The sequence below is a fragment of the Streptomyces sp. NBC_00503 genome, assembly GCF_036346895.1.
Taxonomy (GTDB): Bacteria; Actinomycetota; Actinomycetes; order Streptomycetales; family Streptomycetaceae; genus Streptomyces.
Window position 1 is genome coordinate 3,908,920 of the sequence record NZ_CP107855.1, and the last position, 23,218, is coordinate 3,932,137.

The following is a 23,218-nucleotide window of genomic DNA, read 5'->3' on the forward strand; positions in this document are numbered from 1 at the left end:
GCTGACACCCGTACGAGTGATCCACGGGCGCCCCGTACGCCCGTTCCGCCCGCTGTGCCGGGCACACCGGAGTCAGTACGCGAGCCGGCTGCCGCCGCCGGAGGCCCCGCTGCTCGCCTCGACCAGCGCGTCCACGACCGCCTCCACCTCCGGCAGCCAGAGCTCCCCGGCGGCCGCGCCGGAGCCGTCGGCGCCGCCCGGCTCCCGCTCCCACCGCACCTGGCCGCCGCCGATCGCGGCGGAGGGCGGCAGCAGCAAGTAGCCGCCCTCGCCGTGGAATCGCAGCGAGGAGGGCACGTGGTCCTTGGCGTAGAGCAGCTCGCCGAGCCGCTCCAGCGAGTACGGCGCCACGAGCAGCGACCACCGTGTGGGCGTGGCCACGATCGGCCCGAGCCGCATGCCCTGCGCGTCGAGACGTACGACGGCACGCGCGGCCGCGGCAGCCGGCAGGCTCACCGCACAGGGCGCGGACCCGCCGGTGGCCAGCAGGACCGAGGCGCCGGGCCGGTTGGCCCACCACCAGGCGACCATCCGGGGGTCGGTGGTGGCCGCGAGCAGCCCGGGATCGAAGGGATGCGCGCCGGGTACGACGCAGTCGGGGTTGGGGCAGGCGCACCGCGCGCCGTCGGCGCCGGAGCGCCCGACGGCGGGCAGTACGGGCCACTGCCAGGTGGCGGCGCAGTCGAGCGCCGCGTCGAGGTGGGCCGCCGCATCGCCCTGCGGCGGGGCGGGGCGCAGGGATTGCAAGCGATTGCGGAGCCGCTGGAGACGCCTTCCGAGGATCTCGCGCATGAGCGCTCGTTCCTTTCCGTTGAACGCCGAGGGCCACATCACACCATGTGAGCGGTGTTTCACCACACGTACACGTTTCGCGTCACTGTCCGCCAGAAGCAGGTTCACACGGTTCGTGCAGTTTTCTTACGGGTCCATGAAACGTCCGGCCGGGGCGGAACGCGACCCGCGCCGGCACCGGAACGGCTGTCGTCGATGGGGACGACGGTCCGTGCCGGGCGGTTCCCGGCGGGTGCCGGGCTGCGCCAACTGTCCCCGCGCGCCACCGATTACGTACCCGGACCGACCCGCGGACCCGCCCAGTCGACCGCAAAAACCGTCCGCTTCCCCCATTTTCCGGCCAAGTTCTAGCCCCGACCGGACAGTGAGTTGCCGTCCCACGGACACCAGGATTCCCACAGGGGCAATGCTGGACATCGCTCCTCGTCTGCGTGTAGATGTGGATTCATAGAAGGCGGCGCAGCATGATCTGGGGGTTTGCGATGCTAAATGGCGAATCGCACCAGCTGGAAAGGCGGACGCCATGAGCGCCCCGCATTTGCCGAAAGTGGCTGGAATCGATCCAGCAGTTACAGCGTCCCCGCACACTGTGGCGCCCACACCGACGTCCACCACCACGTCCACGCCCGCTCGCACGGCCCACGCTCCGGCGCAGGGACCCGCCGCGAGCTCGGTGATCCAGGACCGCCTGGCGGGCATGGTCTCCGACCTCACCACCCTCCACGAGCTCACCGAGCGGCTCGCCCGCGCCAGTGACCTCGGCTCCTCCCTCCAGGAGTTCCTGCGCGCCGGAGCCGCCCTGGTCGGCGCCCGCCGCGGCCTGATCGCCCTGGAACCGTCCGACGGACTCGGCCCCACCACCACGATCGGCCTCGGCCTCGGCCGCGCCGACCTCGGCCACATCGAGACGGTGCCGCGCAGCGCCACCTCGTACGGCCGCATCCTCGACGGGCTGCCCGACGCCCACGGGGGCTCCGAGGTGCTCCCCGAACCGGGCATGACCTCCGTCCCCGGCTCCGGCGGGTACGCCACCCCCGTCGACCCCCGCCACCGCGAGGTCGCCGCCCGCCTCGGCTACGCGGCCAGCTACACGCTGCCGCTGACCGCCGAGGCCACCGGCCGGCTCGGTGCGGCCGTCTGGCTCTACGACGAACAGGCCGAGCCGAGCGAGCGCCAGCGCGACCTGGTCGGGCTGTACGTACGGCACGCCTCCGAGCACCTGGCCCGGATGCTGGAGGTGGAGCGCTCCCGCTCCGACCTGGCCACCGTCGCCGAGGAGCTCCTGCCCAGCAGGCTGCCCCGCGTCTCCGGGGTCCAGCTCGCCGCCCGGCACCACACCGGCCCGCGCGGCGGCGGCGACTGGTACGACGCCCTGCCGCTGCCCGAAGGCGCCCTCGGGCTGGCCGTCGGCTCGGTCACCGGCTCCGGCCCGAGCGCCATCGCCGCGATGGGACGGCTGCGGGCCTCGCTGCGGGCGTACGCCGTCATGGAGGGGGAGGATCCCGTCGCGGTCCTCTCCGACCTGGAGCTGCTGCTGCGCCTGACCGAGCCCGCGCGCTCGGCCACCGCGCTCTTCGCCTACTGCGAGCCCGCCGGGACCTCCCCCACGGGCGGTCCGGGACGCAAGATCATCCTGGCCGGGGCCGGGCACACCCCGCCGCTGCTGATCGGCGAACGGCGCACCGAGTACGTGGAGACCACGCTCTCCGCGCCGCTGGGGATGCTGTCCTGCTGGGAGGCGCCGAGCGTGGAGATCGAGCCCGCGCCCGGAGAAACGGTGCTGCTCTACACCGACGGGCTGCTGCGGCGCACCGGCGACCCGATGGACCGTGCGTACGCGCGGCTGCACGCCGCGGCCGCGGGAATCCCCCGTAGCGCCCGTGAGGACCCGGCCGCGATCTGCGACCACATCCTGCGGACGGTACTGCCGGAGGGGGGCCTGTCCGACGGTGCGCCGCTCGCCGGCACGGACGAGGACATCGTCCTGCTCGCGGCCCGGTTTGACTGATTTGTCACACGGCTCGTCGGCCGCCTTCCGCTCACACATACGATGGCTGAGGTCCATACCCGGTCCGTGTCCGTCGTACTGAGGAGAAGACGTGGCTGACGAGCTCACCCCGGAGACCCCGGAAGAAGAGCAGCCCCAGAAGAAGCACAAGCAGCGCAAGAACGGGCTGTACCCGGGCGTCAGCGAGGAACTCGCGGAGAGCATGCGCACCGGCTGGGCCGACACCGAGCTGCACGGACTGGAGCCGATCGCCCAGGCCGCGCACACCGCCGCCCGCCGTGCCGCGCTGTCCGCGCGCTTCCCCGGCGAGCGCCTCGTCGTCCCCGCCGGCCGGCTGAAGACCCGCTCGAACGACACGGAGTACCCCTTCCGTGCCTCGACCGAGTACGCGTACCTCACCGGTGACCAGACCGAGAACGGCGTCCTGGTCCTGGAGCCCGCGGGGGAGACCGGCCACCACGCCACCGTCTACCTGCTGCCCCGCTCCGACCGCGAGAACGGCGAGTTCTGGCTCTCCGGCAGCGGCGAGCTGTGGGTCGGCCGCCGGCACTCCCTCACCGAGGCCGAGCAGCTGCTGGGCGTCCCCGCCAAGGACGTGCGCAAGCTCGCCGAGGAGCTGACCGAGGCCGAGGGACCGGTCCGGGGCGTGCGCGGCCACGACTCCGTCATCGAAGCGGCCCTGACCGACAAGGTCACCAAGGAGCGCGACGAGGAGCTGCGCGTCTACCTCTCCGAGGCCCGCGCCGTGAAGGACGCCTTCGAGATCGGCGAGCTGCAGAAGGCCGTCGACTCCACCGTGCGCGGTTTCGAGGACGTCGTGAAGGTGCTCGACAAGGCCGAGGCCACCTCCGAGCGCTACATCGAGGGCACCTTCTTCCTGCGCGCCCGCGTCGAGGGCAACGACGTCGGCTACGGCTCCATCTGCGCCGCCGGCCCGCACGCCTGCACCCTGCACTGGGTCCGCAACGACGGCGACGTCCGCTCCGGCGACCTGCTGCTGCTGGACGCCGGCGTGGAGACCCACTCCCTCTACACCGCCGACGTCACGCGCACGCTGCCGATCAACGGCACGTACACCGACATCCAGCGCAAGATCTACGACGCGGTCTACGAGTCCCAGGAAGCCGGCATCGCCGCCGTCAAGCCGGGCGCGAAATTCCGCGACTTCCACGACGCCTCGCAGCATGTACTCGCCGAGAAGCTCGTCGAGTGGGGCCTGCTGGAGGGCCCGGTCGAGCGTGTTCTGGAGCTCGGCCTGCAGCGCCGCTGGACCCTGCACGGCACCGGTCACATGCTCGGCATGGACGTCCACGACTGCGCCGCCGCGCGCGTCGAGGCGTACGTGGCCGGCACGCTGGAGCCCGGCATGTGCCTCACCGTCGAGCCCGGCCTGTACTTCCAGGCCGACGACCTGACGGTGCCCGAGGAGTACCGCGGCATCGGCGTCCGGATCGAGGACGACATCCTCGTCACCGAGGACGGCAACCGGAACCTGTCGGCCGGTCTGCCCCGCACCTCCGACGATGTCGAGGCGTGGATGGCGCGGCTCAAGAGCTGACGCCGACTTGCGTTCAGGTGGGCGGGATCCTCTCCGGGGTCCCGCCCACCGGCACGTCTAGGCCGTCTCTTTCGGATCTCGTCGGTTGAGCCCGCGTCGTCCGGTGCCGTGCCTCGCCGTGCCGGGCGGCGCGGACCCGGCAAGATCCGAAAGAGACGGCCTAGGACACCTTCAGCAGCGAGTCGTCCCGCCACTTCAGCATCTTGTCGAAGCTCACCACGGCCCCCCGGCCCGGCCGGTTTCGGAAGCGGACGTGGTCGGCGAGTTCCGCGATCAGGTGCAGGCCCCGGCCGTGCTCGGCCAGGGAGGGTCTGCGGCGGGCCACCGTCGAGGGCGGGAACCCCGGGCCCGAATCGCTCACCTCGATGCGGCAGCGGTCCCCGTCCAGATAGGCCGTGACGTGGTACGCCCCGGCCCCCTCCGGAACGGAGCCGTGCGGCGGGGCTCCGCAGCCGCCGTGCTCCACCGCGTTCGCACATGCCTCACTCAGCGCCACCGACAGGTCGAAGGAGATGTCCGGGTCCACCCCCGCGGTCTCCATCGTCCCCAGCAGCAGCCGCCTGGCAAGGGGCACGCTCGCTGCTTCGCGCCTCAAGTGGAGAGACCACCAGATGCTCATACGGTTACCTATTGCCGCCCGCGGCGGGGCGTAAGCCCCCGAGGACCGAGAGAGCCCTCATTCGGCCGATGCGACGCTCCCGGGCAGCGGTGTATGCGGCGGTATGGGCCGACGTGACCGCGCCGGAACGCGAAGCAACCTGCGCACCTGCCGTATGAAGCGACTAAGCCCAGTGCGATGATGGCCCGGCCATGACTGCCCCCCACGCGACGCAGGCCGGACCCGGCCTGAGGCTGATCCGGACCGCGGTGTTCACCGCGGTCTGTGTCGTGCTGTCCGCGGTCGGGCACGCACTGGCCTCCTGCGCCACGGTGCCCTGGTGGTCGCTGTGCGCGGGCTTCCTCGCCGTCTTCGCCGTCGCGGCCCCCCTCGCGGGACGCCGCCGCTCGCTCCCCGGCATCGCCGCCGCACTGGCCACCGGACAGCTCGCACTGCACACGCTGTTCGGCCTGGGCCAGCACGGCGCCACGATGCCGGCGGCCGGCACCGGGCCCTCCGACACCTCGCTCGCGGCGCTCGCCGCGCAGCTGGTGTGCGGGGGCAATACCGTCCCGCTCGGCCCGGCCGACGCCCGGCGGATCCTGGAGAGTGCCGGCCTCGACCCGGCGGCCATGGCCGCCCAGGCCGAGGCCCAGGGCCACATGACGCACGCGCACATGGGGCAGGGGCTCGCGGAGCCGGCCACCGGGCTGCTCAGTCCGGGCATGCTGGTCGGCCACCTGCTGGCCGCGCTGGCCGCCGGCTGGCTGCTCGGCCGCGGCGACGCCGCGCTCTTGCGGCTCCTCGAACTGTCCCGGCTCGCCGCCCTGTCCGCCGAAGCCGACCCGGTGCGCCCGCTGCGTGCCGCGCTGGCCTACGTACGGGCCCTCGGCGCCGGGCTCCCGGGCACGCCGGTCCGTACCCCCCGGGCCGCCGGAACCGCCGCGGACCCCGCCGTCTCCACCGGCCGGGACGCTCTCCAGCACACGGTGATCAGGCGCGGGCCGCCCACGGCGTTCGCCCTCGCAGCCTGACGCGGCACTTCTCCTCCCCGGGACGTACGACGGGAGCACCGGTGCCGCGAACTCCGTGCGCGCCGCGCGCGGAGCCACCGTCACCACAGCTTCCGTGGAGTGTTTCTGCCATGAAGACCTCTCGCGTCTCCTTCGCCGCCGCCCTCGCCGCCGGTACCGTCCTCCTCGTCTCCGGGACCGCCTTCGCCCACGTCGGCGTGCAGCCCGGCGAGGCCACCAAGGGCGGCTACGCGACGATCAACTTCAAGGTCCCCAACGAGCGCGACAACGCCTCGACCACTCAGCTCGAGGTCAACTTCCCGGCCGACCAGCCGCTGTCGTCCGTCATGCCGCAGGACGTTCCCGGCTGGACCGTGACCGTGGAGAAGAGCAAGCTCGACAAGCCGCTCACCGTGCACGGCAAGCAGATCAACGAGGCCGTCACCAAGGTGACCTGGTCGGGCGGCAAGATCGAGCCCGGCAAGTTCCAGCAGTTCCCGCTGTCCATCGGCCAGCTGCCCACCAACGCCGACAAGATGGTCTTCAAGGCGATCCAGACGTACGACAACAACGAGACCGTCCGCTGGATCGAAGAGGCCAAGGAAGGCGCGGCCGAGCCGGCCAACCCGGCCCCCGTCCTGAAGCTGAACGCCGCCCCGGCGGCGGGAGCGGGCGACCACCACGACGACGGCGACAAGAACAGCGCCGCCGCCGAGAAGACGGACCACGCCGAGGCCGCCAAGAGCGGCTCCGACACGACCGCGCGGGCCCTCGGCATCGCCGGCATCGTCATCGGCCTCGGCGGCGTGGCCTTCGGCGTCGCCTCGCGCCGCCGCACCTCCTGACCTGCCGTACCGACATGGCGATCCGTGTGTCCGGCCGGGCCATGACGGCCCCGGCCGGACACGCGGGTCCACCCGTACCAACCCCGATCCCAGGGACATTTCCATGCGCACCACACGTGTGACGGTCGCCGCCCTCCTGGCAGCGGCCGCCCTCACCCTGACCGCCTGCGGTGGTGAGTCGGCCAACACCGGCAAGGTCACCCAGATCAGCGGAGGCCAGGCGAAAGCCGGCGCCGCGACCGTGCTCGACCGCCCCTTCGACAAGCCGGACGTCGTCCTGACGGACACCACCGGCAAGCCGTGGAACCTGCGCGAGCAGACCAAGGGCAAGCCGACGCTCATCTACTTCGGCTACACCAACTGCCCCGACGTGTGCCCCCTGACGATGAGCAACATCGCCGTCGCCAAGAAGGCACTTCCCAAGGCCGACCAGGACAAGCTCCAGGTCGTCTTCGTCACCACCGACCCCGACCGGGACACTCCCGAGTCGCTCGGCTCGTGGCTCAAGGCCCAGGACCCGGCGTTCATCGGGCTGACCGGGGACTTCGCCAAGATCCAGGCGGCCGCACGCACGCTCGGCATCGGTATCGAGGCAGCCGCGAAGGGGGCCGACGGCAAGGTCGTCTCCATGCACGGCGCCCAGGTCATCGCGTTCTCCCCGAAGAACGACGAGGGGTACCTCCTCTACGGGGAGTCCGCCACCGTCGATGACTACACCAAGGACCTGCCGAAGATCATCAAGGGAGAGAACCCGTGAACACCCGCACCACCCGCACCCTCGCCGCCGCCCTCTCCCTGACGGCAGCGCTCGCCATATCCGGCTGCTCCTCGGACACCAAGGACTCGGCAGGCTCCGCCGACTCGGGCGCCAAGCCGAAGCTGACGGTCAGCGGCGGCTACATGCCCGAGCCCGTCAACGACAAGATGGCCGGCGCGTTCATGGTCATCAAGAACGACTCCAAGACCGCCGACAAGCTGACCGGCGTCACGAGCCCGCTCTCCGACGATCTGCAGATCCACGAGACCAAGGATCAGAAGATGCAGCAGGTGCAGTCCATGGACGTGCCCGCGAACGGTGAGCTCAAGCTGGAACGCGGCGGCAACCACGTCATGTTCATGGGCCTGAAGAACACTCCCAAGGTCGGCGACAAGGTCACCGTGGAGCTGCGTTTCGAGAAGGCCGACCCGATCAAGGTCGAGCTGGACGTCAAGGAGCGTACGTACAAGGCACCGACCTCCAACGAGCACTGACGGACCGAGGGACTGACACGCCATGACGGCCACCGCCCCCGCCCCATCCGCGGCCCGCGTCCGTGCCACGGCGCTCCTGCCGCGGCTCACGCTGGTCCTCGCAGCCCTGCTCGCGGCCTTGTTCACCGCGGCCGTCCCGGCCTCGGCGCACGCCGCGCTGACCGCGAGCGACCCCAAGGACGGGGCGGTGGTCGCCACGGCGCCCGCCCAGGTCACCCTCTCGTTCTCGGAGGGGGTCGCCATGAACGGCGATTCCATCCGCGTACTGGACCCCCAGGGCAAGCGCATCGACACCGGTGAACTGCGCGACCTCTGCAGCGGAAACGTCATCCGCTACGGCACCGCCCTGCGCCCCGGACTGGCCGACGGCACCTACACGGTCGCCTGGCAGGCCATTTCCGCCGACAGCCATCCGGTCTCCGGCGCCTTCACCTTCTCCATCGGAGCCCCCTCCCAGACCGCCGTCACACTGCCCGCGCAGACCGCGGGCGACGGCCCCGTCGCCATCGCCTACGACGTCGCCCGCTACGCCGCCTACGCCGGGTTCGCCGTGCTCGTCGGCGCCGCCTGCTTCATCCTGCTGTGCTGGCGCCGGGGTGCCGCCGAGCGGCCCATGCAGAAGCTGGTCGTGCGGGCCTGGGTCACGCTCACCGTGGCCACCCTCGCGATGCTCCTGCTCCGCAACCCCTACACGGGGTCCGGGAACTTCGCCGACGTCTTCGACCTCACCGGGCTGAAGGCCGTCCTGGAGACCAAGTCCGGCGCCTCCCTCGTCTCGCGGCTGCTCCTCCTCGGCGCCGCCGCGCTCTTCATCGCCGTCCTGTTCGGCGCCTACGCACGGCGCCACCAGAGCGGCGGGAGCAACGGCGGCACCGGCAAGGGCTCCGCCGAGGCCACGGAGGAGGACACCGGAGGGGAGAGCGATCTCGTCTTCGGCCTCGCCATCGGCGGGACCGTCGTCGCCGCCGGCATCGCCGCCACCTGGGCGCTGGCCGAGCATGCTTCCACCGGCCTTCAGCCCGCCCTCGCCATGCCCGTCGACATCCTGCACCTGCTGGCCGTCGCCACCTGGCTCGGCGGGCTCACCGCGCTGCTCGTAGCACTCCACAAGGTCCCGGGGATCGAGCGCACCGCCATCCGGCGGTTCTCCACCGTCGCCTTCGTCAGCGTCCTCGTGCTCGCCGCCACCGGTACCTACCAGTCCTGGCGCCAGGTCGGCAGCTGGTCCGCCCTCACCGGGACGTCCTACGGGCAGCTGCTGCTCGTGAAGCTGGGCCTCGTCGGCGTCCTCGTCGCCATCGCCTCCGTCTCCCGGAAGTGGACCTCGCGGCTCGCCGAGGCGGCCCCGGCCGGGAAGCCGGTCAAGGCTAAGGCGAAGGCCAAGGCTGTCGCACAGGGCGATGTTTCACGTGAAACATCGCCCGCGTCGGCGTCGGCCTCTTCGTCCGCGTCTGCGTCCGCGTCCACCGACCCCAAGCGCGCCGCCCAGCTCGCCCGCCAGGGTGCCGCCCGGCGCAGCACCCAGGAGAAGCAGGCACGCGACGCCGATCCGGACCGCGCGGGCCTGCGCCGGTCCGTGCTCGCCGAGGCGGGCGTCGCCCTGGTCCTGCTGGCCGTCACCACCGTTCTCACCAGCACCGAGCCCGGCCGCGCCGCCGAACTGGAGACGAGTGGCGGCTCCAACGCCGCCGCCGTCCCCGACCGCGCCATCAAGATCACCCTGCCGTACGACACGGGCGGCCAGAACGGCAAGGGCTCGGTCCGGCTCCAGCTGGACCCGGGCCGCGTCGGCGCGAACACCCTCCACGTCTGGGCCGAGACCCCCGACGGCCAGCCGGTGGACCTTCCCGAGGTCAAGGTCTCCTTCACCCTCGCGGCCAAGGACATCGGCCCGCTGCCCGTCGTGCCCGAACGCGCCGCCCCCGGGCACTGGAGCGCATCGGGCGTCCAGCTGCCGCTGGCCGGCGACTGGCGGATCGACGTGACCGTCCGCACCTCCGACATCGACCAGACGACCGTCCAGAAGAACGTCAAGATCGGCTGATCAGCGTGACCCAGAACAGCGAGACCACCGCGAACACCACGGGCAGTCCCGACATCGAGATCTCCCGGCGCCGCCTGCTGGGCACCGTCGGCGCCGCGGGCGCCGCCGGGCTCGCGCTCGGCGCCACCGGCGGAGCGCTCGTGCACTCCGCCGTGGCGGGCACCGGGACGGCCGGCTCCGGGGGCGCCCCGGGCAGCCTCGCCTCCCTCGGCTCCACCCGGGTCGCCTTCGAAGGGGAGCACCAGGCCGGCATCACCACGCCCCTCCAGGCCAAGGGCCACGTCCTCGCCTTCGATCTGGCGCCGGGTGCCGCCCGTACCGAGGCCGCCGCCCTGATGCGCCGGTGGTCCGACACCGCCCGGCGGCTGACCGCCGGAGAGACCGCGCCGACCGCCGACACCGGGATCGCCCTCGACGCCGGACCGTCCTCCCTCACCATCACCTTCGGCTTCGGTCACTCCTTCTTCGATCGCACCGGCCTCACCGCCCGGCGCCCCGCCGCCCTGGACCCGCTGCCGGACTTCTCCTCGGACCGGATCGACGCCCAGCGGAGCAACGGGGACCTGTGGGTCCAGATCGGCGCCGACGACGGGCTGGTCGCCTTCCACGCGCTGCGGGCCCTGCAGAAGGACGCCGGGGACGCCGCCCGCCTGCGCTGGCAGATGAACGGCTTCAACCGCTCTCCCGGCGCCACCGGCACCCCCATGACCGCGCGCAACCTCATGGGCCAGGTCGACGGCACGAACAACCCCAAGCCCGCCCAAGCCGATTTCGACAAGCGGATCTTCGTCCAGGGAACGGTGCCCGCCGAGCACTCCTGGATGGTGGGGGGCTCGTACGCCGTCGTACGCCGCATCCGCATGCTCCTCGACCACTGGGACCAGCAGTCGGTCGCCCAGCAGGAGCAGGTCATCGGCCGTACGAAGGCCACCGGCGCCCCGCTGACCGGGGGCGAGGAGACCACCCCCATGGACCTCGCCAAGTTCGGGGCCGACGGCAAGCCGGTCATCCCTTCCAACGCCCACGCCCGGATCTCCGCCCCGGCGCAGAACGGCGGGGCGGCCATGCTCCGGCGCCCCTTCTCCTTCCACGACGGGACGGCCCCCGACGGGACCCCCGACGCGGGGCTCCTCTTCATCTGCTGGCAGGCCGACCCTGCGCGCGGTTTCGTCCCCGTGCAGCGCAAGCTCGACCGGGGCGACGCCCTGTCGGAGTTCATCCGGCACGAGTCCAGCGGCCTCTACGCGGTCCCGCCCGGCGCCGCCGCCGGGGAGTACGTGGGACAGCGGCTGCTCGAGGGATGAACAGCTCTGTGGCGTCGCGGGCCCGGCATTAGGCTGATCACATGTCGGCCACCCGCTTCACCTATCTCGGTCCCGAAGGCACCTTCACCGAAGCCGCCCTTCGCACCCTGCCCGAAGCCGCGACCCGGGAGCTCGTCCCGATGGTCTCGGTCCCTGCCGCCCTGGACGCCGTACGCAACGGTGAGGCCGCGGCAGCGCTGGTCCCGATCGAGAACTCGGTGGAGGGCGGGGTCACCTCGACCCTCGACGAGCTGGCCTCGGGCGAACCGCTGATGATCTACCGCGAGGTGCTGCTCCCGATCGCCTTCGCGCTGCTGGTCCGGCCGGGGACCAAGCTGTCGGACGTCAAGACCGTCACCGGGCACCCGGTGGCCCAGCCGCAGGTACGCAACTGGCTGCGGGCGAACCTGCCCGACGCGGTGTGGGAGTCGGCGGCCTCCAATGCCGACGGGGCCAGGCTGGTCCAGGAAGGCCGCTTCGACGCCGCCTTCGCGGGCGAGTTCGCGGCCGTCACCTACGGGCTGGTCCCGCTGGTCACCGAGATCCACGACGCGCAGAACGCGGAGACCCGCTTCGTGCTGGTCGGCCGCCCCGCCCGGCCGGCCGCTCCGACCGGCGCGGACAAGACCTCCGTCGTGCTGTGGATGGGCGACGACCGCCCCGGTGCGCTGCTGGAGCTGCTCCAGGAGTTCGCCGTCCGCGGGGTGAACCTGATGCTGATCCAGTCGCGGCCGACGGGCGAGGGCATCGGCAACTACTGCTTCGCCGTGGACGCCGAGGGCCACGTTTCCGACCGCCGGGTCGGCGAGGCCCTCATGGGCCTGAAGCGGACCTGCCCGCAGATCCGCTTCCTCGGCTCGTATCCGCGTGCCGGTGTCGCTCAGGGTGATGTGCGTGCGACCCGGTCGGGGACCTCGGACAGCGATTTCACGGCTGCCTCGGACTGGCTGACCCGTTGCCTCGACGGGCGCCCGTAGCGCTCTGTCCACTGTCCACAGAGTTATCCACAGGCGGAGATGCAGACCTGGGGACAAGTCGACAGAGCGGCACGACAAGGTCGACAAATCGGTCGGGTGACCCAGGTTTCGTGCTGGGGAGCGGAAGGTGAACGGCGTCACCCCTGCATCACCGATCAACTCTTTGGGGCGAGCCATTCCCACCCGAATGAGTGTGTGAGGGTGGTTTGAACCCTGATTGACCCTGCTCGCTCCGCGGTCAGGATTGATCTATTCCTGTATCCACAGATGCGGCACACAGCCTGTGGATAAGCTGGTCCCGTGGGGAATTCCTGTGGACAAGGAACGGCCTCCGGCCCTGCTCAGGGGCCGCCCGATCGGGGGCCCCGTGCCCCTTTTCGGGGAATGGGGCCGCTTTTATCGACCCTGGAGGAAGGAGCACTTCCGGTCACCCGTCGGAAGTTTTCCATTCGCGGCAATTAGGACAAAGCGACACGCAGCGTGATATCGGTGCGGTGCCCGGAAGCCCGGCCCGGTAGCCTGGAGGGGTGATTGACCTCCGGCTGCTCCGTGAAGACCCTGACCGTGTCCGCGCCTCGCAGCGCGCCCGTGGAGAGGACGTCGCGCTCGTCGACGCACTGCTCTCCGCCGACGAGCGCCGTAGGTCCTCCGGCATGCGATTCGACGAACTGCGCAATGAGCAGAGGTCGCTCGGCAAGCTCATTCCCAAGGCCTCTCCGGAGGAGCGGACCGAGCTGCTGAAGAAGGCCGATCAGCTCAAGCAGAACGTCAAGGCGGCCGAAGCCGAGCAGAACGAGGCGGACGAAGCCGCCAAGACGCTGCTGCTCCAGCTCGGCAACATCGTCCACGAGGACGTGCCCGTCGGCGGTGAAGAGGACTTCACCATCCTGGAGACACACGGCACCATCCGCGACTTCGGCGCCGAGGGCTTCGAGCCCAAGGACCACCTGGAGCTCGGCGAGTCCCTGGGTGCCATCGACGTCGAGCGCGGCGCCAAGGTCTCCGGATCGCGTTTCTACTACCTCACCGGTATCGGCGCCCTGCTGGAGCTCGCGCTCGTCAACGCCGCCATCGCGCAGGCCACCGAGGCCGGGTTCATCCCGATGCTCACCCCGGCGCTGGTCCGCCCGCGCGCCATGGAGGGCACCGGCTTCCTCGGCCAGGCCGCGGAGAACGTCTACCACTTGGAGGGCGACGACCTGTACCTGGTCGGCACCTCCGAGGTCCCTCTCGCCGCGTACCACATGGACGAGATCATCGACGCGGACAAGCTGCCGCTCCGGTACGCCGGTTTCTCCCCGTGCTTCCGCCGCGAGGCCGGCACGTACGGCAAGGACACCCGCGGCATCTTCCGCGTCCACCAGTTCGACAAGGTCGAGATGTTCTCGTACGTCGCGCCGGAGGAGGCCGAGGCCGAGCACCAGCGGCTCCTGGAGTGGGAGAAGCAGTGGCTGACCAGCCTCGAACTGCCCTTCCAGGTGATCGACGTGGCCACGGGCGACCTGGGCTCCTCCGCCTCCCGCAAGTTCGACTGCGAGGCGTGGATCCCCACCCAGGGCAAGTACCGCGAGCTGACCTCCGCCTCGAACTGTGACGGATTCCAGGCCCGCCGCCTGTCGATCCGCTACCGCGAGGGCAAGAAGACCGCGCCGCTGTCCACGCTGAACGGCACCCTGTGCGCCGTCCCGCGCACGATCGTCGCGATCCTGGAGAACCACCAGCAGGCCGACGGCACGGTCCGGGTGCCCCCGGTGCTCCGTCCCTACCTGGGCGGCCGCGAATTCCTGGAGCCGATCTCCAAGTGAGCACGGCCCCGTTCCCGTACAAGCTCGTCGCCACCGACCTCGACGGCACGCTGCTGCGTGACGACGACACCGTCTCGGAACGCACCCGTGAGGCGCTCGTCGCCGCCGGTGCGGCCGGCGCGGCGCACATCATCGTCACCGGCCGCGCCGTGCCCTGGACCCGGCACGTCCTCGACGACCTCGGCTACAAGGGCATCGCGGTCTGCGGACAGGGCGCGCAGGTCTACGACGCGGGCGCGCACCGGCTGCTGACCTCGGTGACGCTCGACCGGAAGCTGGCCGCCCTGGCGCTGGAGAAGATCGAGGCCGAGGTGGGTCCGCTGGCCCTGGCCGCCAGCCGGGACGGGGTCGAGGGCGAAGTCCTGTTCGGCCCCGGCTACCAGGTGCAGGAGGGTCTTCCGGCGATCTACCTGGAAGACACCGCCGCGGTCTGGACGGCTCCGCTGAACAAGCTGTACATCCAGCACCCCGAGCTGGACGAGGACGCTCTCGTCGAGGTGGCCCGGCAGACCGTGGGCGATCTGGTCGGCATCGTCATGGCCGGTCCGGGTGTCGTGGAGATCCTGCCGCTGGGGCTGAGCAAGGCCACCGGCCTCTCGCTGGCCGCGCGCCGGCTGGGGGTGAAGGCGGCCGAGACGATCGCCTTCGGCGACATGCCCAACGACATCCCGATGTTCGGCTGGGCCGCGCACGGGGTGGCCATGGCCAATGCCCATGCGGAGCTGAAGGCGATCGCCGACGAGGTGACCACCTCCAACCAGGAGGACGGCATCGCGGTCGTCCTGGAGCGTCTGCTGGGCGCCGCGTAACCAGGCACAGGAGTAGGGAAAGGTCCGGAACAGCCCGCGCCACCAGGCGCGCTCGAAGTGGCTGTTCCGGACCTTCTTGTTGCTCCCCGCACCGCTCACTCTGCCCGCGGTGAAGACGGCGTACCAGCGAATTTCGTCCGGGTCATGTTTCACGTGAAACATGCTCGTCGTGCCTGCGCGGGTGCGGGTGGCGGGTCAGCGGCCAGGCGAGCAGGCCCACCGCGAGGGCGATGGCGTGGCCCAGGTCGGTGAAGGTGCCGCCGGTGGCGAGGGGGAGCCCGAAGAAAGCCACGGAGCCCGCCAGGTAGAACCATCGCCAAGGGCTGGGGAGGCGGTAGGTCAGTACCCCCACGGCGGTCGCGAGTCCGTAGCTGACGCCGATGTCGACGACGTGGACCATGCTGCGCGGGGCCCGGTTGTCCCGGATGGCCATGAGGACGACCCGCTGGCTGAGCAGGGTGGCCGTGATGTGGCCGGTCGCGACGATCAGGAGCCAGCGCAGGGTGCCGAGCCAGCGTTCCACGTTGGCGTGGAAGACCTCGAAGAGCAGGACGTAGAGGGCGAGCGAGGCCGGGTTCTCGATCCAGAAGGCACTGCTGAGCAGGGCTCTTATGGGGTGCCGGGCCAGCTCGTGGATATTGCTGCTGTTGCGGTGGAGCAGGATGTGTTCGAGGTGGTCGGGCACGATCACGACGACGATGCTCGTGACGGCGATGATCAGGAGCCAGATGTGGGTACCGGGCGCTGCCCTTATCCAGGACCTCACGGGCCTGGACGGCTCGGGCTCGGTGGGCTTGATCATGTCCCGATGATGCCGCGCAAACCTGTGCCCCGCCTGGCCGGTGGGCCGGGCGGGGCACAGGTTTTGCGCGGATTTGGCTACTCCTCGCCCGCCAGCGTGAGGCGGCGGAGCCGCTGGCCGGCGTAGACGGTGGCGCCTACGGTGACCGCCACGAGCAGGATCACGGCGGTGGGCAGCCCGACGGTGGCGTCCACGTACCCCTCGCCCGCGACCTTCTGTGCGAGGGCGAGCGCCCACTGCTGGACGCTGAGGGTCTTGGCACCGTCCACCAGGCTGCCGAAGAGGGATTCCCAGATCAGCGCGTAGACGAGGCCGAAGACGACCGCGTGCCGGCTCACGGTGCCCAGCAGCAGGAACAGCGCGCTGTAGGCCACGGAGGCGATGAGGGCGGCGACGGTGTAGGCCACGGCGATCTGCTGGCCGTTGCCGTTGAGGATGAAGCCGGCGATCAGGGTGGGGATCGCGGAGAAGACCATCGTGACGGCGATCGCGACGATCAGCTTGGTCATGATGATCGTCGGGCGCTTCACCGGCTTGGAGAGCAGGTAGACGATCGAGCCGTCGTCGATCTCCGGACCGATGGCTCCGGTTCCGGCGATGACACCGATCAGCGGGACCATCGTGGCCAGGGCGAATCCGCCGAGGAGGTCGGCGGCGACCTTGTCGTCCAGGCCCGTGAAGGCGCGGACGGCGATGGAGATGACGATCAGCAGGGCGGGCAGCGCGAGGAGGATCAGCGCGCGGCGGCGGCCGAGCAGGGCCCGGTAGGTGAGCCGGGCAACGGTGGGGTTGTACATGGATGCCAGCTCCTTCAGGCCGCGACGAGGTAGGAGAAGACCGATTCGAGGGACTCGTCGGAGGGCGAGACCGTCGTCAGCCGGATGCCGTGCTCACGGGCGACCCGCGGCAGCAGCTCGGTGAAGCGCCCGAAGTCGACGGCCTGGATGCGCAGGGCGCCTTCCTTGAGGTCGACCTCGATCCCGGCGGTGGACGGGTCGGCGATCAGGGCCGCGGCGAGGGCCCGGTCGTCGGAGGAGCGGATGAGGTAGCGGTGGGGGCGGTCCGTCATCAGGCGGCGGATCTTGCGGAAGTCACCGGAGGCCGCGTGCCGGCCGGCGACGACCACCTCGATGTGGGAGGCGAGCTGCTCGACCTCCTCCAGGATGTGCGAGGAGAACAGCACGGTGCGGCCGGAGTCGCCCATCCGCCGCAGCAGCTCCATGAGCTGCATGCGCTGACGCGGGTCCATGCCGTTGAACGGCTCGTCGAGCAGGAGCACCGAGGGGTCGTGGACCAGGGCGGAGGCCATCTTCACGCGCTGGCGCATGCCCTTGGAGTACGTGGAGATCTTGCGGTCCTGCGCGTACTCCATCTCGACGGTGGCCAGTGCCCGCTGGGCCGCCACGTCGTCGAGGCCGTGCAGTTCGGCATTGGCGACGACGAACTCCCGGCCGGTGAGGAAGTCGTACATGGCCTCGCGCTCGGGCACGACGCCGATCTGCTTGTAGACCTGCTCATTGCGCCAGATCTGGGTGCCGTCGAGGGTGACGGTGCCCGTGGAGGGGGCGAGGAAGCCGCCCATCATGTTGATGAGGGTGGACTTGCCGGCGCCGTTGGGGCCCAGCAGGCCGGTGACTCCGGGACCGATGCGCATGGTCACGTCGTTGACGGCGACGACGTTCCCGAACCAGCGGGAGGTGTGGTCGATGTCGATGATGGTCACAGCCCGGCCTTCCGGTAGCGGGCCATCAGGGCGGCGTAGGAGCCGGCGATGAGGGCGAGGATGACGAGCAGGTAGACGGCGCCGGCGGCGCCCGAGGGGCCCGTGCTGCCGGGGAAGCCGGAGTCGGCGCCGAGGAAGGCGGTCTGTAGTCCGTCGATGAGGCTCATCGGGGAGAACAGGCCGAGCCACTCGATGGGCCCGGCCGAGCCCGTTTCGTAGGCGATGGCTTGGACGGCCGACACGGCACCGTAGGGGATCAGGAGCACGGCGATGATGGCGGCGACGCCGAAACCGCGGCGCGGGGTGAGGGCGGCCATGACCAGGCCGAGTCCGGAGAAGAGCAGCGACAGCAGCAGTACCGACACCAGTGCCTGCCCGAATCCCTTGGTCTGGTCGCCGAAGTCGAACTTGGCGAGCAGCGAGCCGATGTACATGATCACCAACGGGGTGGCGGTGAGGATGAACAGCGCCGAGGCCATGGCCGCGTACTTGGCCAGCACGTAGTCCACTCGCTCGATCGGCCGCGAGAAGTAGAGCGGCACGGTCTTGAAGCGCAGGTCCCGCGAGACGGACTGCGGTGCCTGGGAGGCCAGGTAGAGGTACACGATCACCTGGGTGGTCATGGCGTACGTCGTGTACTTGATCGGCAGCGAGGTGGAGCCGGGCACGGCGATCGCGACCGCCACGAGGATCAGTGCGGGAACGCACATCACCGCGAAGAGCAGCATCGGCAGCACCTTGGACTTGGCCGAGCGGCCCAGTCCGTACGCGCCGCGCAGGGACTGCGCGAACAGCGACTTGCGGGCGTAGGCGCGGCCGAGGCGGGGGCCGTCGTAGGTCCGGTAGCCGATGTTGTGGATCTGGGTCGAGGTGTCAGGCGCCATCGGAACCGGCTCCCTTCCGCTGGGTGGCGGCCCAGGCGGCGGCCTGGGCGGACTGGGCTACGGCTTGAGCGGCCGCTGCGTCGCTGTCGCGGAAGACCTCCGCGATGTGGTGGCGGCGCTGTTCCATGCGGACCAGGCCGATGCCGAGGTCGGCGACGGTGTCGCGGACGGTGTCGTACGTCGCCTCGCCGGTGGCCTCGACGAGGAGGATGTGGCCGGCGCCGGGCAGGCCCTCCTCCTCTCCCGCGTGGAGCGTGACACCGGCCTCGGTGAGCGCCTTGCGCAGGGCGGCGGTGCCGTCCGGGTGGGTGTCGGAGTCGGTGACCTCGACCGCGAGGGTGGTGGTGGTCTGGGTGAAGTCGCTGGTGGAGCTGGAGCGCAGCAGCTTGCCGCCATCGACGACCACGACGTGGTCGCAGGTCCGCTCCAGCTCGCCGAGGAGGTGGGAGGTGACCAGGACCGAGATGCCGAAGTCGGTGTAGACGCGGCGGATCAGGCCGAGCATCTCGTCGCGGCCGACCGGGTCGAGCCCGTTGGTGGGCTCGTCGAGGAGGACCAGTTGCGGGTCGTGGACCAGTGCCTGGGCGAGCTTGACGCGCTGCTTCATGCCCGTGGAGTAGCCGCCGATGGGGCGGTAGCGCTCCTCGTACAGGCCCACGTGGCGCAGGGTGTCAGCGGTGCGCTCGCGTGCGGCGGTCGGCGGGAGCCCGGACATGCGCGCCATGTGCACGACGAACTCGGTGGCCGAGACGTCGGGGGGCAGGCAGTCGTGTTCGGGCATGTAGCCGACGCGTTCCCGGATGGCGTTGCCGTGGGTGGCTACGTCGAGTCCGAGCACCGCGGCGGTGCCCTCGGTGGCGGGGGAGAGTCCCAGCAGAATCTTGATCAGCGTGGACTTGCCGGCTCCGTTGGCGCCCACGAGGCCGGTTACTCCGGGCCCGATGTCCAGGGAGAGCCGGTCGAGAGCGGTCACTCGGGGGTACCGCTTGCTCAGGCTTTCGGTCGCGATGACAGTCACGTGAACGACGTTAGTGGCGCTGTGCGCGCGGATCGTCAGACCTGGAGCTCGATCCCGTCTCCGCCTTCAGGACTACGGACCCGGACATAAGGCTGACGTAGGGCTGATGCGTACCGGACAAGTTTGTCCACAGGTCCGTGCACGGGCCTTGACGTGATCTCCGGTCATTGTCACATTCATCAGTGTCAAGTTACGGGCGCGTACGGCTACACGGACGGACGGCTGGCATGGCTGGGGACACCAAGCAACGCACCACAGAACTCTCCGCCGAACTGCGCGGGTTCAAGGAAGTGCAGCGCCTCTCCTACGAGTGCGCGGAGGCCGTCGCGGCGCAGCTGCGCCCCGGCGTGACCGAGCGCGAGGCCGCGCGGATGCAGCGCGACTGGCTGCGGGAGCGCGGGGTGCGGGACTGGTTCCACATGCCGTTCGCGTGGTTCGGCGACCGAACCGCCTTCACCGACTTCAAGATCCCGCTGCAGTTCTTCCCGACGAACCGGGCCCTGGAGCCGGGGATGCCGTTCATCCTCGACATGGCCCCGGTCTACAAGGGCTACACCGCGGACATCGGGTACTCGGGCAGCCTCGGCCTCAATCCTGTGCAGGACCGGCTCATGTCCGACCTCAGGGCACACCGCGCGCTGATCCTGGACCAGGTGCGCGAGCGCCGTTCCCTGCGCGACATCTACGAGGACGTCGAGCGGCTGATGATCAACCAGGGGTACGCGAACCGGCACCGGGCCTACCCCTTCGGCGTCATCGCGCACAAAATAGACCGGGTCAAGGAGCGGCGCTGGTCTCCGACCGCGTTCGGGTTCGGCACCCAGGCCCTGAAGGGGCTGGCCTCCGACGCCCTGCACGGTCACCGCGAGGGCTGGTCCCCGCTGTGGAGCCCGTACCACTTCTCCGACCACCCGCCGCAGCCCGGCCTGTGGGCGGTGGAACCGCACCTGGGGTTCCGGGGCACCGGCGCCAAATTCGAGGAGATCCTGGTCGTCACCGACTCCCAGGACCCCGAGGAGAGCGCGTTCTGGCTGGACGACGACCTGCCGCACGTGCGGCGCTGGGCTGAGGAGAAGACGGCATGAGCGGCACGGAATTCGGCAAGGCGTCCGGGACGGCCTTCGCGGGGGCGCGCGAGCGCTGGGTGAGCACGGGCGGGGTCGAGCTGTGCGTGGTCGAGCTCGGTGACCCCGAGCTTCCGACCGTGATCCTGGTGCACGGGTACCCGGACAGCAAGGAGGTCTGGTCCGAGGTCGCCGAGCGGCTGGCCTCCCGCTTCCACGTCGTGCTCTACGACGTACGGGGCCACGGGCGCTCCACGGCCCCCAAGCCACTGCGCGGCGGCTTTACCCTGGAGAAGCTGACCGACGACTTCCTGGCGGTGGCCGACGCGGTCAGCCCGGACCGCCCGGTGCACCTGGTCGGCCACGACTGGGGCTCCGTACAGGGCTGGGAGTTCGCGACGGTCGCCCGCACCGAGGGCCGCATCGCCTCCTTCACCTCCATGTCCGGACCCTCCCTCGACCACTTCGGCCACTGGATCAAGAAGCGGATGGCGCGCCCCACCCCGCGCCGGGTCGCCCAGCTGCTGAACCAGGGCGCCAAGTCCTGGTACGTCTACATGCTGCACACGCCCGTGCTGCCGGAGCTCGCCTGGCGCGGACCGCTGGGCAAGCAGTGGCCGAAGGTGCTCCAGCGCATGGAGAAGGTCCCGGCCGACGGGTACCCCACGGCCTCGCTGCCCAACGACGCCGCACACGGCGCCTGGCTCTACCGGGACAACGTCCGGCCGCGCATGCGCAGGCCGCGCGCCGACGCGTACGCGCACACCCCGGTCCAGCTGATCACCCCCACCGGGGACCTCTTCCTCTCCGAGCGGCTCTACGACGAGCTGGAGCTGTGGGCCCCCGACCTGGTCCGGCGCACCCTGCCGGCCAAGCACTGGGTGCCCCGGACCCGGCCCGACCAGCTGGCCGCCTGGATCAGCGAGTTCGTCACCTCCCGGGAGGAGCCCGCCACGCGGGCGCCCGAACAGAAGGCGCCGGGCAAGTACGCGGACCGCTTCGGTGGCCAGCTGGTCCTGGTCACCGGAGCCGCCAGCGGCATCGGCCGGGCCACCGCCTTCGCGTTCGCCGAGGCCGGCGCCCGCGTGGTGTGCGTGGACCGGGACGCCGAGGGCGCGGCGCGCACCGCCGACATGGCCCGCCTGGTCGGTTCGCCGCAGGCCTGGGGCGAATGCGTGGACGTCAGCGACGAGCAGGCGATGGAGAAGCTCGCGGCGAAGGTGGCCGCCGAGTACGGGATCGTGGACGTCCTGGTCAACAACGCCGGGATCGGCCTGTCGGGGCCGTTCCTGGAGACGAGCTCCGAGGACTGGAAGAAGGTCCTCGACGTGAATCTGTGGGGGGTCATCCACGGCTGCCGGATCTTCGGCAAGCAGATGGCCGAGCGCGGCCAGGGCGGGCACATCGTCAACACCGCTTCCGCCGCGGCCTATCTGCCCTCGAAGACCCTGCCCGCCTACAGCACCTCCAAGGCCGCGGTGCTGATGCTCAGCGAGTGCCTGCGCGCGGAGCTGGCGTCGAAGTCGATCGGGGTGTCGGCGATCTGCCCCGGCATCGTCAACACCAACATCACCGCCACTTCCCGGTTCACCGGGGTGGACGAGGCCGAGGAGAAGCGCCGCCAGCAGAAGTCCTCCCGCCTCTACGGGCTGCGCAACTTCCCGCCGGAGAAGGTCGCCGACGCGATCCTGCTCGCGGTGGTGAAGAACCAGGCCGTGGTCCCGGTGACTCCCGAGTCCAAGGGCGCCCTGTGGATGTCCCGCTTCGCACCGGGCACCCTGCGGAGGTTCGCGAAGCTGGAGCCCAAGCTGTGAGCGGGGGCCCGTACGCGATCGCCCCGCGGCGCGTGGCCTTCGACTGGAAGACCACCCCGCTGCACTGGATACCGGACGAGCCCACCGCCACCCACGTCATCAACGTGCTGCACCTGCTGCTGCCCGCCGGCGAGCGGTGGTTCGTGAAGGTCTTCAAGGAAGGCCTTCCCCTGGTCACCGACCCCGAGCTGCGCAGGGAGGTGAAGGGGTTCATGGGCCAGGAGGCCACGCACAGCGTGCAGCACTCCTACGTCCTGGACCACCTCGCCGGACAGCGGCTGCCCACCGCGGCGTACACGAAGTACGTGGACCTCCTCTTCGAGAAGCTGCTGGGGGAGACCCCGCCGTTCGGAGCGCCCGTCACCGCGCAGGAGTGGCTGCGCTTCCGGCTCTCCCTGGTCGCGGCGATCGAGCAGTTCACGGCGGTCCTCGGGGACTGGGTGCTCGGTGCCGAAGGGCTGGACCGGGCCGGCGCGGACGAGGTCATGCTCGACCTGCTGCGCTGGCACGGCGCGGAGGAGGTGGAGCACCGCTCCGTCGCCTTCGACATGTACCAGCACTGCGGCGGCACGGGGCTGCCCCGCTACGCGCGCCGCATCGAGGGCATGGTCGTGGTGGCCCCGGTGCTGGCCTGGCTGTGGGTGTGGGGGACCTCGTACCTCCTGCGCAACGACCCGGAACTGCCGGGCCGGACCCGCTATTCGCTGCGCGAGCACAACCGTGCTGTGGCCAAGGGACTGCTGCCCACCTGGAGAGAGCTCGGCATGGCCATACCCCGCTACTTCCGGCAGTCGTACCATCCCTCGCAGGAGGGCTCGCTGCGCAGGGCGGTCGAGTACCTCGCGGCTTCGCCTGCCGCACGGACCGCGGCAGGCGCGGTCGGCCGAGCCGCCATGTCGTAGGGAGCCG

The 23,218-nt window shown here is 70.8% G+C and carries 21 protein-coding genes; 14 read left to right on the forward strand and 7 right to left on the reverse strand.

Annotated elements, in window-relative coordinates; translation table 11 throughout:
* Positions 1–72: 72 nt before the first annotated feature.
* Positions 73–792: a bifunctional DNA primase/polymerase gene (locus OG490_RS18290; protein WP_330297365.1), complete on the reverse strand. Its 720-nt coding sequence runs from the start codon at positions 790–792 to the stop codon at positions 73–75.
* A 523-nt stretch (positions 793–1,315) separates the two neighbouring features.
* On the opposite strand from OG490_RS18290, the gene OG490_RS18295 reads away from it, so the two are divergent.
* Positions 1,316–2,800 (forward strand): PP2C family protein-serine/threonine phosphatase, encoded by a 1,485-nt coding sequence (locus OG490_RS18295; RefSeq protein ID WP_443065833.1) that lies wholly within the window; start codon positions 1,316–1,318, stop codon positions 2,798–2,800.
* A 91-nt stretch (positions 2,801–2,891) separates the two neighbouring features.
* Positions 2,892–4,358, forward strand: a complete 1,467-nt coding sequence (locus OG490_RS18300; protein WP_330297366.1) for an aminopeptidase P family protein — start codon at positions 2,892–2,894, stop codon at positions 4,356–4,358.
* Between the two features lie 160 nt (positions 4,359–4,518).
* Here OG490_RS18300 and OG490_RS18305 read toward each other — a convergent pair whose 3' ends face one another.
* Positions 4,519–4,977, reverse strand: a complete 459-nt coding sequence (locus OG490_RS18305; RefSeq protein ID WP_330297367.1) for an ATP-binding protein — start codon at positions 4,975–4,977, stop codon at positions 4,519–4,521.
* Between the two features lie 191 nt (positions 4,978–5,168).
* Between OG490_RS18305 and OG490_RS18310 the strand changes: the two genes are divergently transcribed.
* The 9 genes from OG490_RS18310 (at position 5,169) to OG490_RS18350 (ending at position 15,004) form a co-directional block, all read left to right on the forward strand.
* Positions 5,169–5,990: a hypothetical protein gene (locus OG490_RS18310; RefSeq protein ID WP_330297368.1), complete on the forward strand. Its 822-nt coding sequence runs from the start codon at positions 5,169–5,171 to the stop codon at positions 5,988–5,990.
* 110 nt (positions 5,991–6,100) lie between these two features.
* Complete coding sequence (locus tag OG490_RS18315; RefSeq protein WP_330297369.1) at positions 6,101–6,814, forward strand: YcnI family copper-binding membrane protein; 714 nt, start codon at positions 6,101–6,103, stop codon at positions 6,812–6,814.
* A gap of 103 nt (positions 6,815–6,917) precedes the next feature.
* A complete protein-coding gene (locus tag OG490_RS18320; protein WP_330297370.1) occupies positions 6,918–7,571 on the forward strand; it encodes an SCO family protein in 654 nt (217 codons plus the stop codon).
* On the forward strand, positions 7,568–8,065 hold the full coding sequence (locus OG490_RS18325; RefSeq protein WP_330297371.1) for a copper chaperone PCu(A)C: 498 nt from the start codon (positions 7,568–7,570) through the stop codon (positions 8,063–8,065). The genes OG490_RS18320 and OG490_RS18325 overlap by 4 nt, the downstream gene beginning before the upstream one ends.
* Positions 8,066–8,087: 22 nt before the next feature.
* The gene (locus tag OG490_RS18330; RefSeq protein ID WP_330297372.1) at positions 8,088–10,109 is read left to right on the forward strand and encodes a copper resistance protein CopC; all 2,022 of its coding nucleotides are present in this window, start codon (positions 8,088–8,090) and stop codon (positions 10,107–10,109) included.
* Positions 10,109–11,413 (forward strand): iron uptake transporter deferrochelatase/peroxidase subunit, encoded by a 1,305-nt coding sequence (gene efeB, locus OG490_RS18335; RefSeq protein WP_443065959.1) that lies wholly within the window; start codon positions 10,109–10,111, stop codon positions 11,411–11,413. The genes OG490_RS18330 and efeB overlap by 1 nt, the downstream gene beginning before the upstream one ends.
* A gap of 41 nt (positions 11,414–11,454) precedes the next feature.
* Entirely contained in the window at positions 11,455–12,390 is a 936-nt protein-coding gene (pheA, locus tag OG490_RS18340; protein WP_330297374.1) for a prephenate dehydratase, read from the forward strand.
* Between the two features lie 527 nt (positions 12,391–12,917).
* Positions 12,918–14,195, forward strand: coding sequence for a serine--tRNA ligase (gene serS, locus OG490_RS18345; protein WP_330297375.1), 1,278 nt, complete (start codon positions 12,918–12,920; stop codon positions 14,193–14,195).
* Positions 14,192–15,004: an HAD family hydrolase gene (locus tag OG490_RS18350; protein ID WP_330297376.1), complete on the forward strand. Its 813-nt coding sequence runs from the start codon at positions 14,192–14,194 to the stop codon at positions 15,002–15,004. The genes serS and OG490_RS18350 overlap by 4 nt, the downstream gene beginning before the upstream one ends.
* Before the next feature lie 142 nt (positions 15,005–15,146).
* Here the strand turns inward: OG490_RS18350 and OG490_RS18355 are convergent, their stop codons facing one another.
* The 5 genes from OG490_RS18355 to OG490_RS18375 form a co-directional block, all read right to left on the reverse strand.
* A complete protein-coding gene (locus OG490_RS18355) occupies positions 15,147–15,806 on the reverse strand; it encodes a rhomboid-like protein (RefSeq protein WP_330297377.1) in 660 nt (219 codons plus the stop codon).
* Positions 15,807–15,883: 77 nt separating this feature from the next.
* On the reverse strand, positions 15,884–16,603 hold the full coding sequence (locus tag OG490_RS18360) for an ABC transporter permease (protein ID WP_330297378.1): 720 nt from the start codon (positions 16,601–16,603) through the stop codon (positions 15,884–15,886).
* 14 nt (positions 16,604–16,617) lie between these two features.
* Entirely contained in the window at positions 16,618–17,529 is a 912-nt protein-coding gene (locus OG490_RS18365) for an ABC transporter ATP-binding protein (protein ID WP_330297379.1), read from the reverse strand.
* Positions 17,526–18,413, reverse strand: coding sequence for an ABC transporter permease (locus tag OG490_RS18370; RefSeq protein WP_330297380.1), 888 nt, complete (start codon positions 18,411–18,413; stop codon positions 17,526–17,528). The genes OG490_RS18365 and OG490_RS18370 overlap by 4 nt, the downstream gene beginning before the upstream one ends.
* Positions 18,403–19,431 (reverse strand): ABC transporter ATP-binding protein, encoded by a 1,029-nt coding sequence (locus OG490_RS18375; RefSeq protein WP_330297381.1) that lies wholly within the window; start codon positions 19,429–19,431, stop codon positions 18,403–18,405. Before OG490_RS18375 ends, OG490_RS18370 begins: the two co-directional genes overlap by 11 nt.
* Positions 19,432–19,658: 227 nt before the next feature.
* Here OG490_RS18375 and OG490_RS18380 point away from each other — a divergent pair, with 227 nt between their 5' ends.
* Genes OG490_RS18380 through OG490_RS18390 form a run of 3 tightly spaced genes read left to right on the forward strand, consistent with a single transcriptional unit; the run spans position 19,659 to position 23,211 of the window.
* Positions 19,659–20,516 (forward strand): M24 family metallopeptidase, encoded by an 858-nt coding sequence (locus tag OG490_RS18380; RefSeq protein WP_330297382.1) that lies wholly within the window; start codon positions 19,659–19,661, stop codon positions 20,514–20,516.
* Entirely contained in the window at positions 20,513–22,309 is a 1,797-nt protein-coding gene (locus OG490_RS18385) for an SDR family oxidoreductase (RefSeq protein WP_330297383.1), read from the forward strand. Before OG490_RS18380 ends, OG490_RS18385 begins: the two co-directional genes overlap by 4 nt.
* On the forward strand, positions 22,306–23,211 hold the full coding sequence (locus OG490_RS18390) for a metal-dependent hydrolase (protein WP_330297384.1): 906 nt from the start codon (positions 22,306–22,308) through the stop codon (positions 23,209–23,211). Before OG490_RS18385 ends, OG490_RS18390 begins: the two co-directional genes overlap by 4 nt.
* Positions 23,212–23,218: the final 7 nt, after the last annotated feature.

Bases quoted from the DNA above. Each gene is read 5' to 3' on its own strand.
- OG490_RS18290 (WP_330297365.1), bottom strand. From the start codon at position 792: ATGCGCGAGATCCTCGGAAGGCGTCTCCAGCGGCTCCGCAATCGCTTG.
- OG490_RS18295 (WP_443065833.1), top strand. From the start codon at position 1,316: ATGAGCGCCCCGCATTTGCCGAAAGTGGCTGGAATCGATCCAGCAGTT.
- OG490_RS18305 (WP_330297367.1), bottom strand. From the start codon at position 4,977: ATGAGCATCTGGTGGTCTCTCCACTTGAGGCGCGAAGCAGCGAGCGTG.
- OG490_RS18310 (WP_330297368.1), top strand. From the start codon at position 5,169: ATGACTGCCCCCCACGCGACGCAGGCCGGACCCGGCCTGAGGCTGATC.
- OG490_RS18315 (WP_330297369.1), top strand. From the start codon at position 6,101: ATGAAGACCTCTCGCGTCTCCTTCGCCGCCGCCCTCGCCGCCGGTACC.
- OG490_RS18320 (WP_330297370.1), top strand. From the start codon at position 6,918: ATGCGCACCACACGTGTGACGGTCGCCGCCCTCCTGGCAGCGGCCGCC.
- OG490_RS18330 (WP_330297372.1), top strand. From the start codon at position 8,088: ATGACGGCCACCGCCCCCGCCCCATCCGCGGCCCGCGTCCGTGCCACG.
- pheA (WP_330297374.1), top strand. From the start codon at position 11,455: ATGTCGGCCACCCGCTTCACCTATCTCGGTCCCGAAGGCACCTTCACC.
- OG490_RS18355 (WP_330297377.1), bottom strand. From the start codon at position 15,806: ATGATCAAGCCCACCGAGCCCGAGCCGTCCAGGCCCGTGAGGTCCTGG.
- OG490_RS18360 (WP_330297378.1), bottom strand. From the start codon at position 16,603: ATGTACAACCCCACCGTTGCCCGGCTCACCTACCGGGCCCTGCTCGGC.
- OG490_RS18370 (WP_330297380.1), bottom strand. From the start codon at position 18,413: ATGGCGCCTGACACCTCGACCCAGATCCACAACATCGGCTACCGGACC.
- OG490_RS18380 (WP_330297382.1), top strand. From the start codon at position 19,659: ATGGCTGGGGACACCAAGCAACGCACCACAGAACTCTCCGCCGAACTG.
- OG490_RS18385 (WP_330297383.1), top strand. From the start codon at position 20,513: ATGAGCGGCACGGAATTCGGCAAGGCGTCCGGGACGGCCTTCGCGGGG.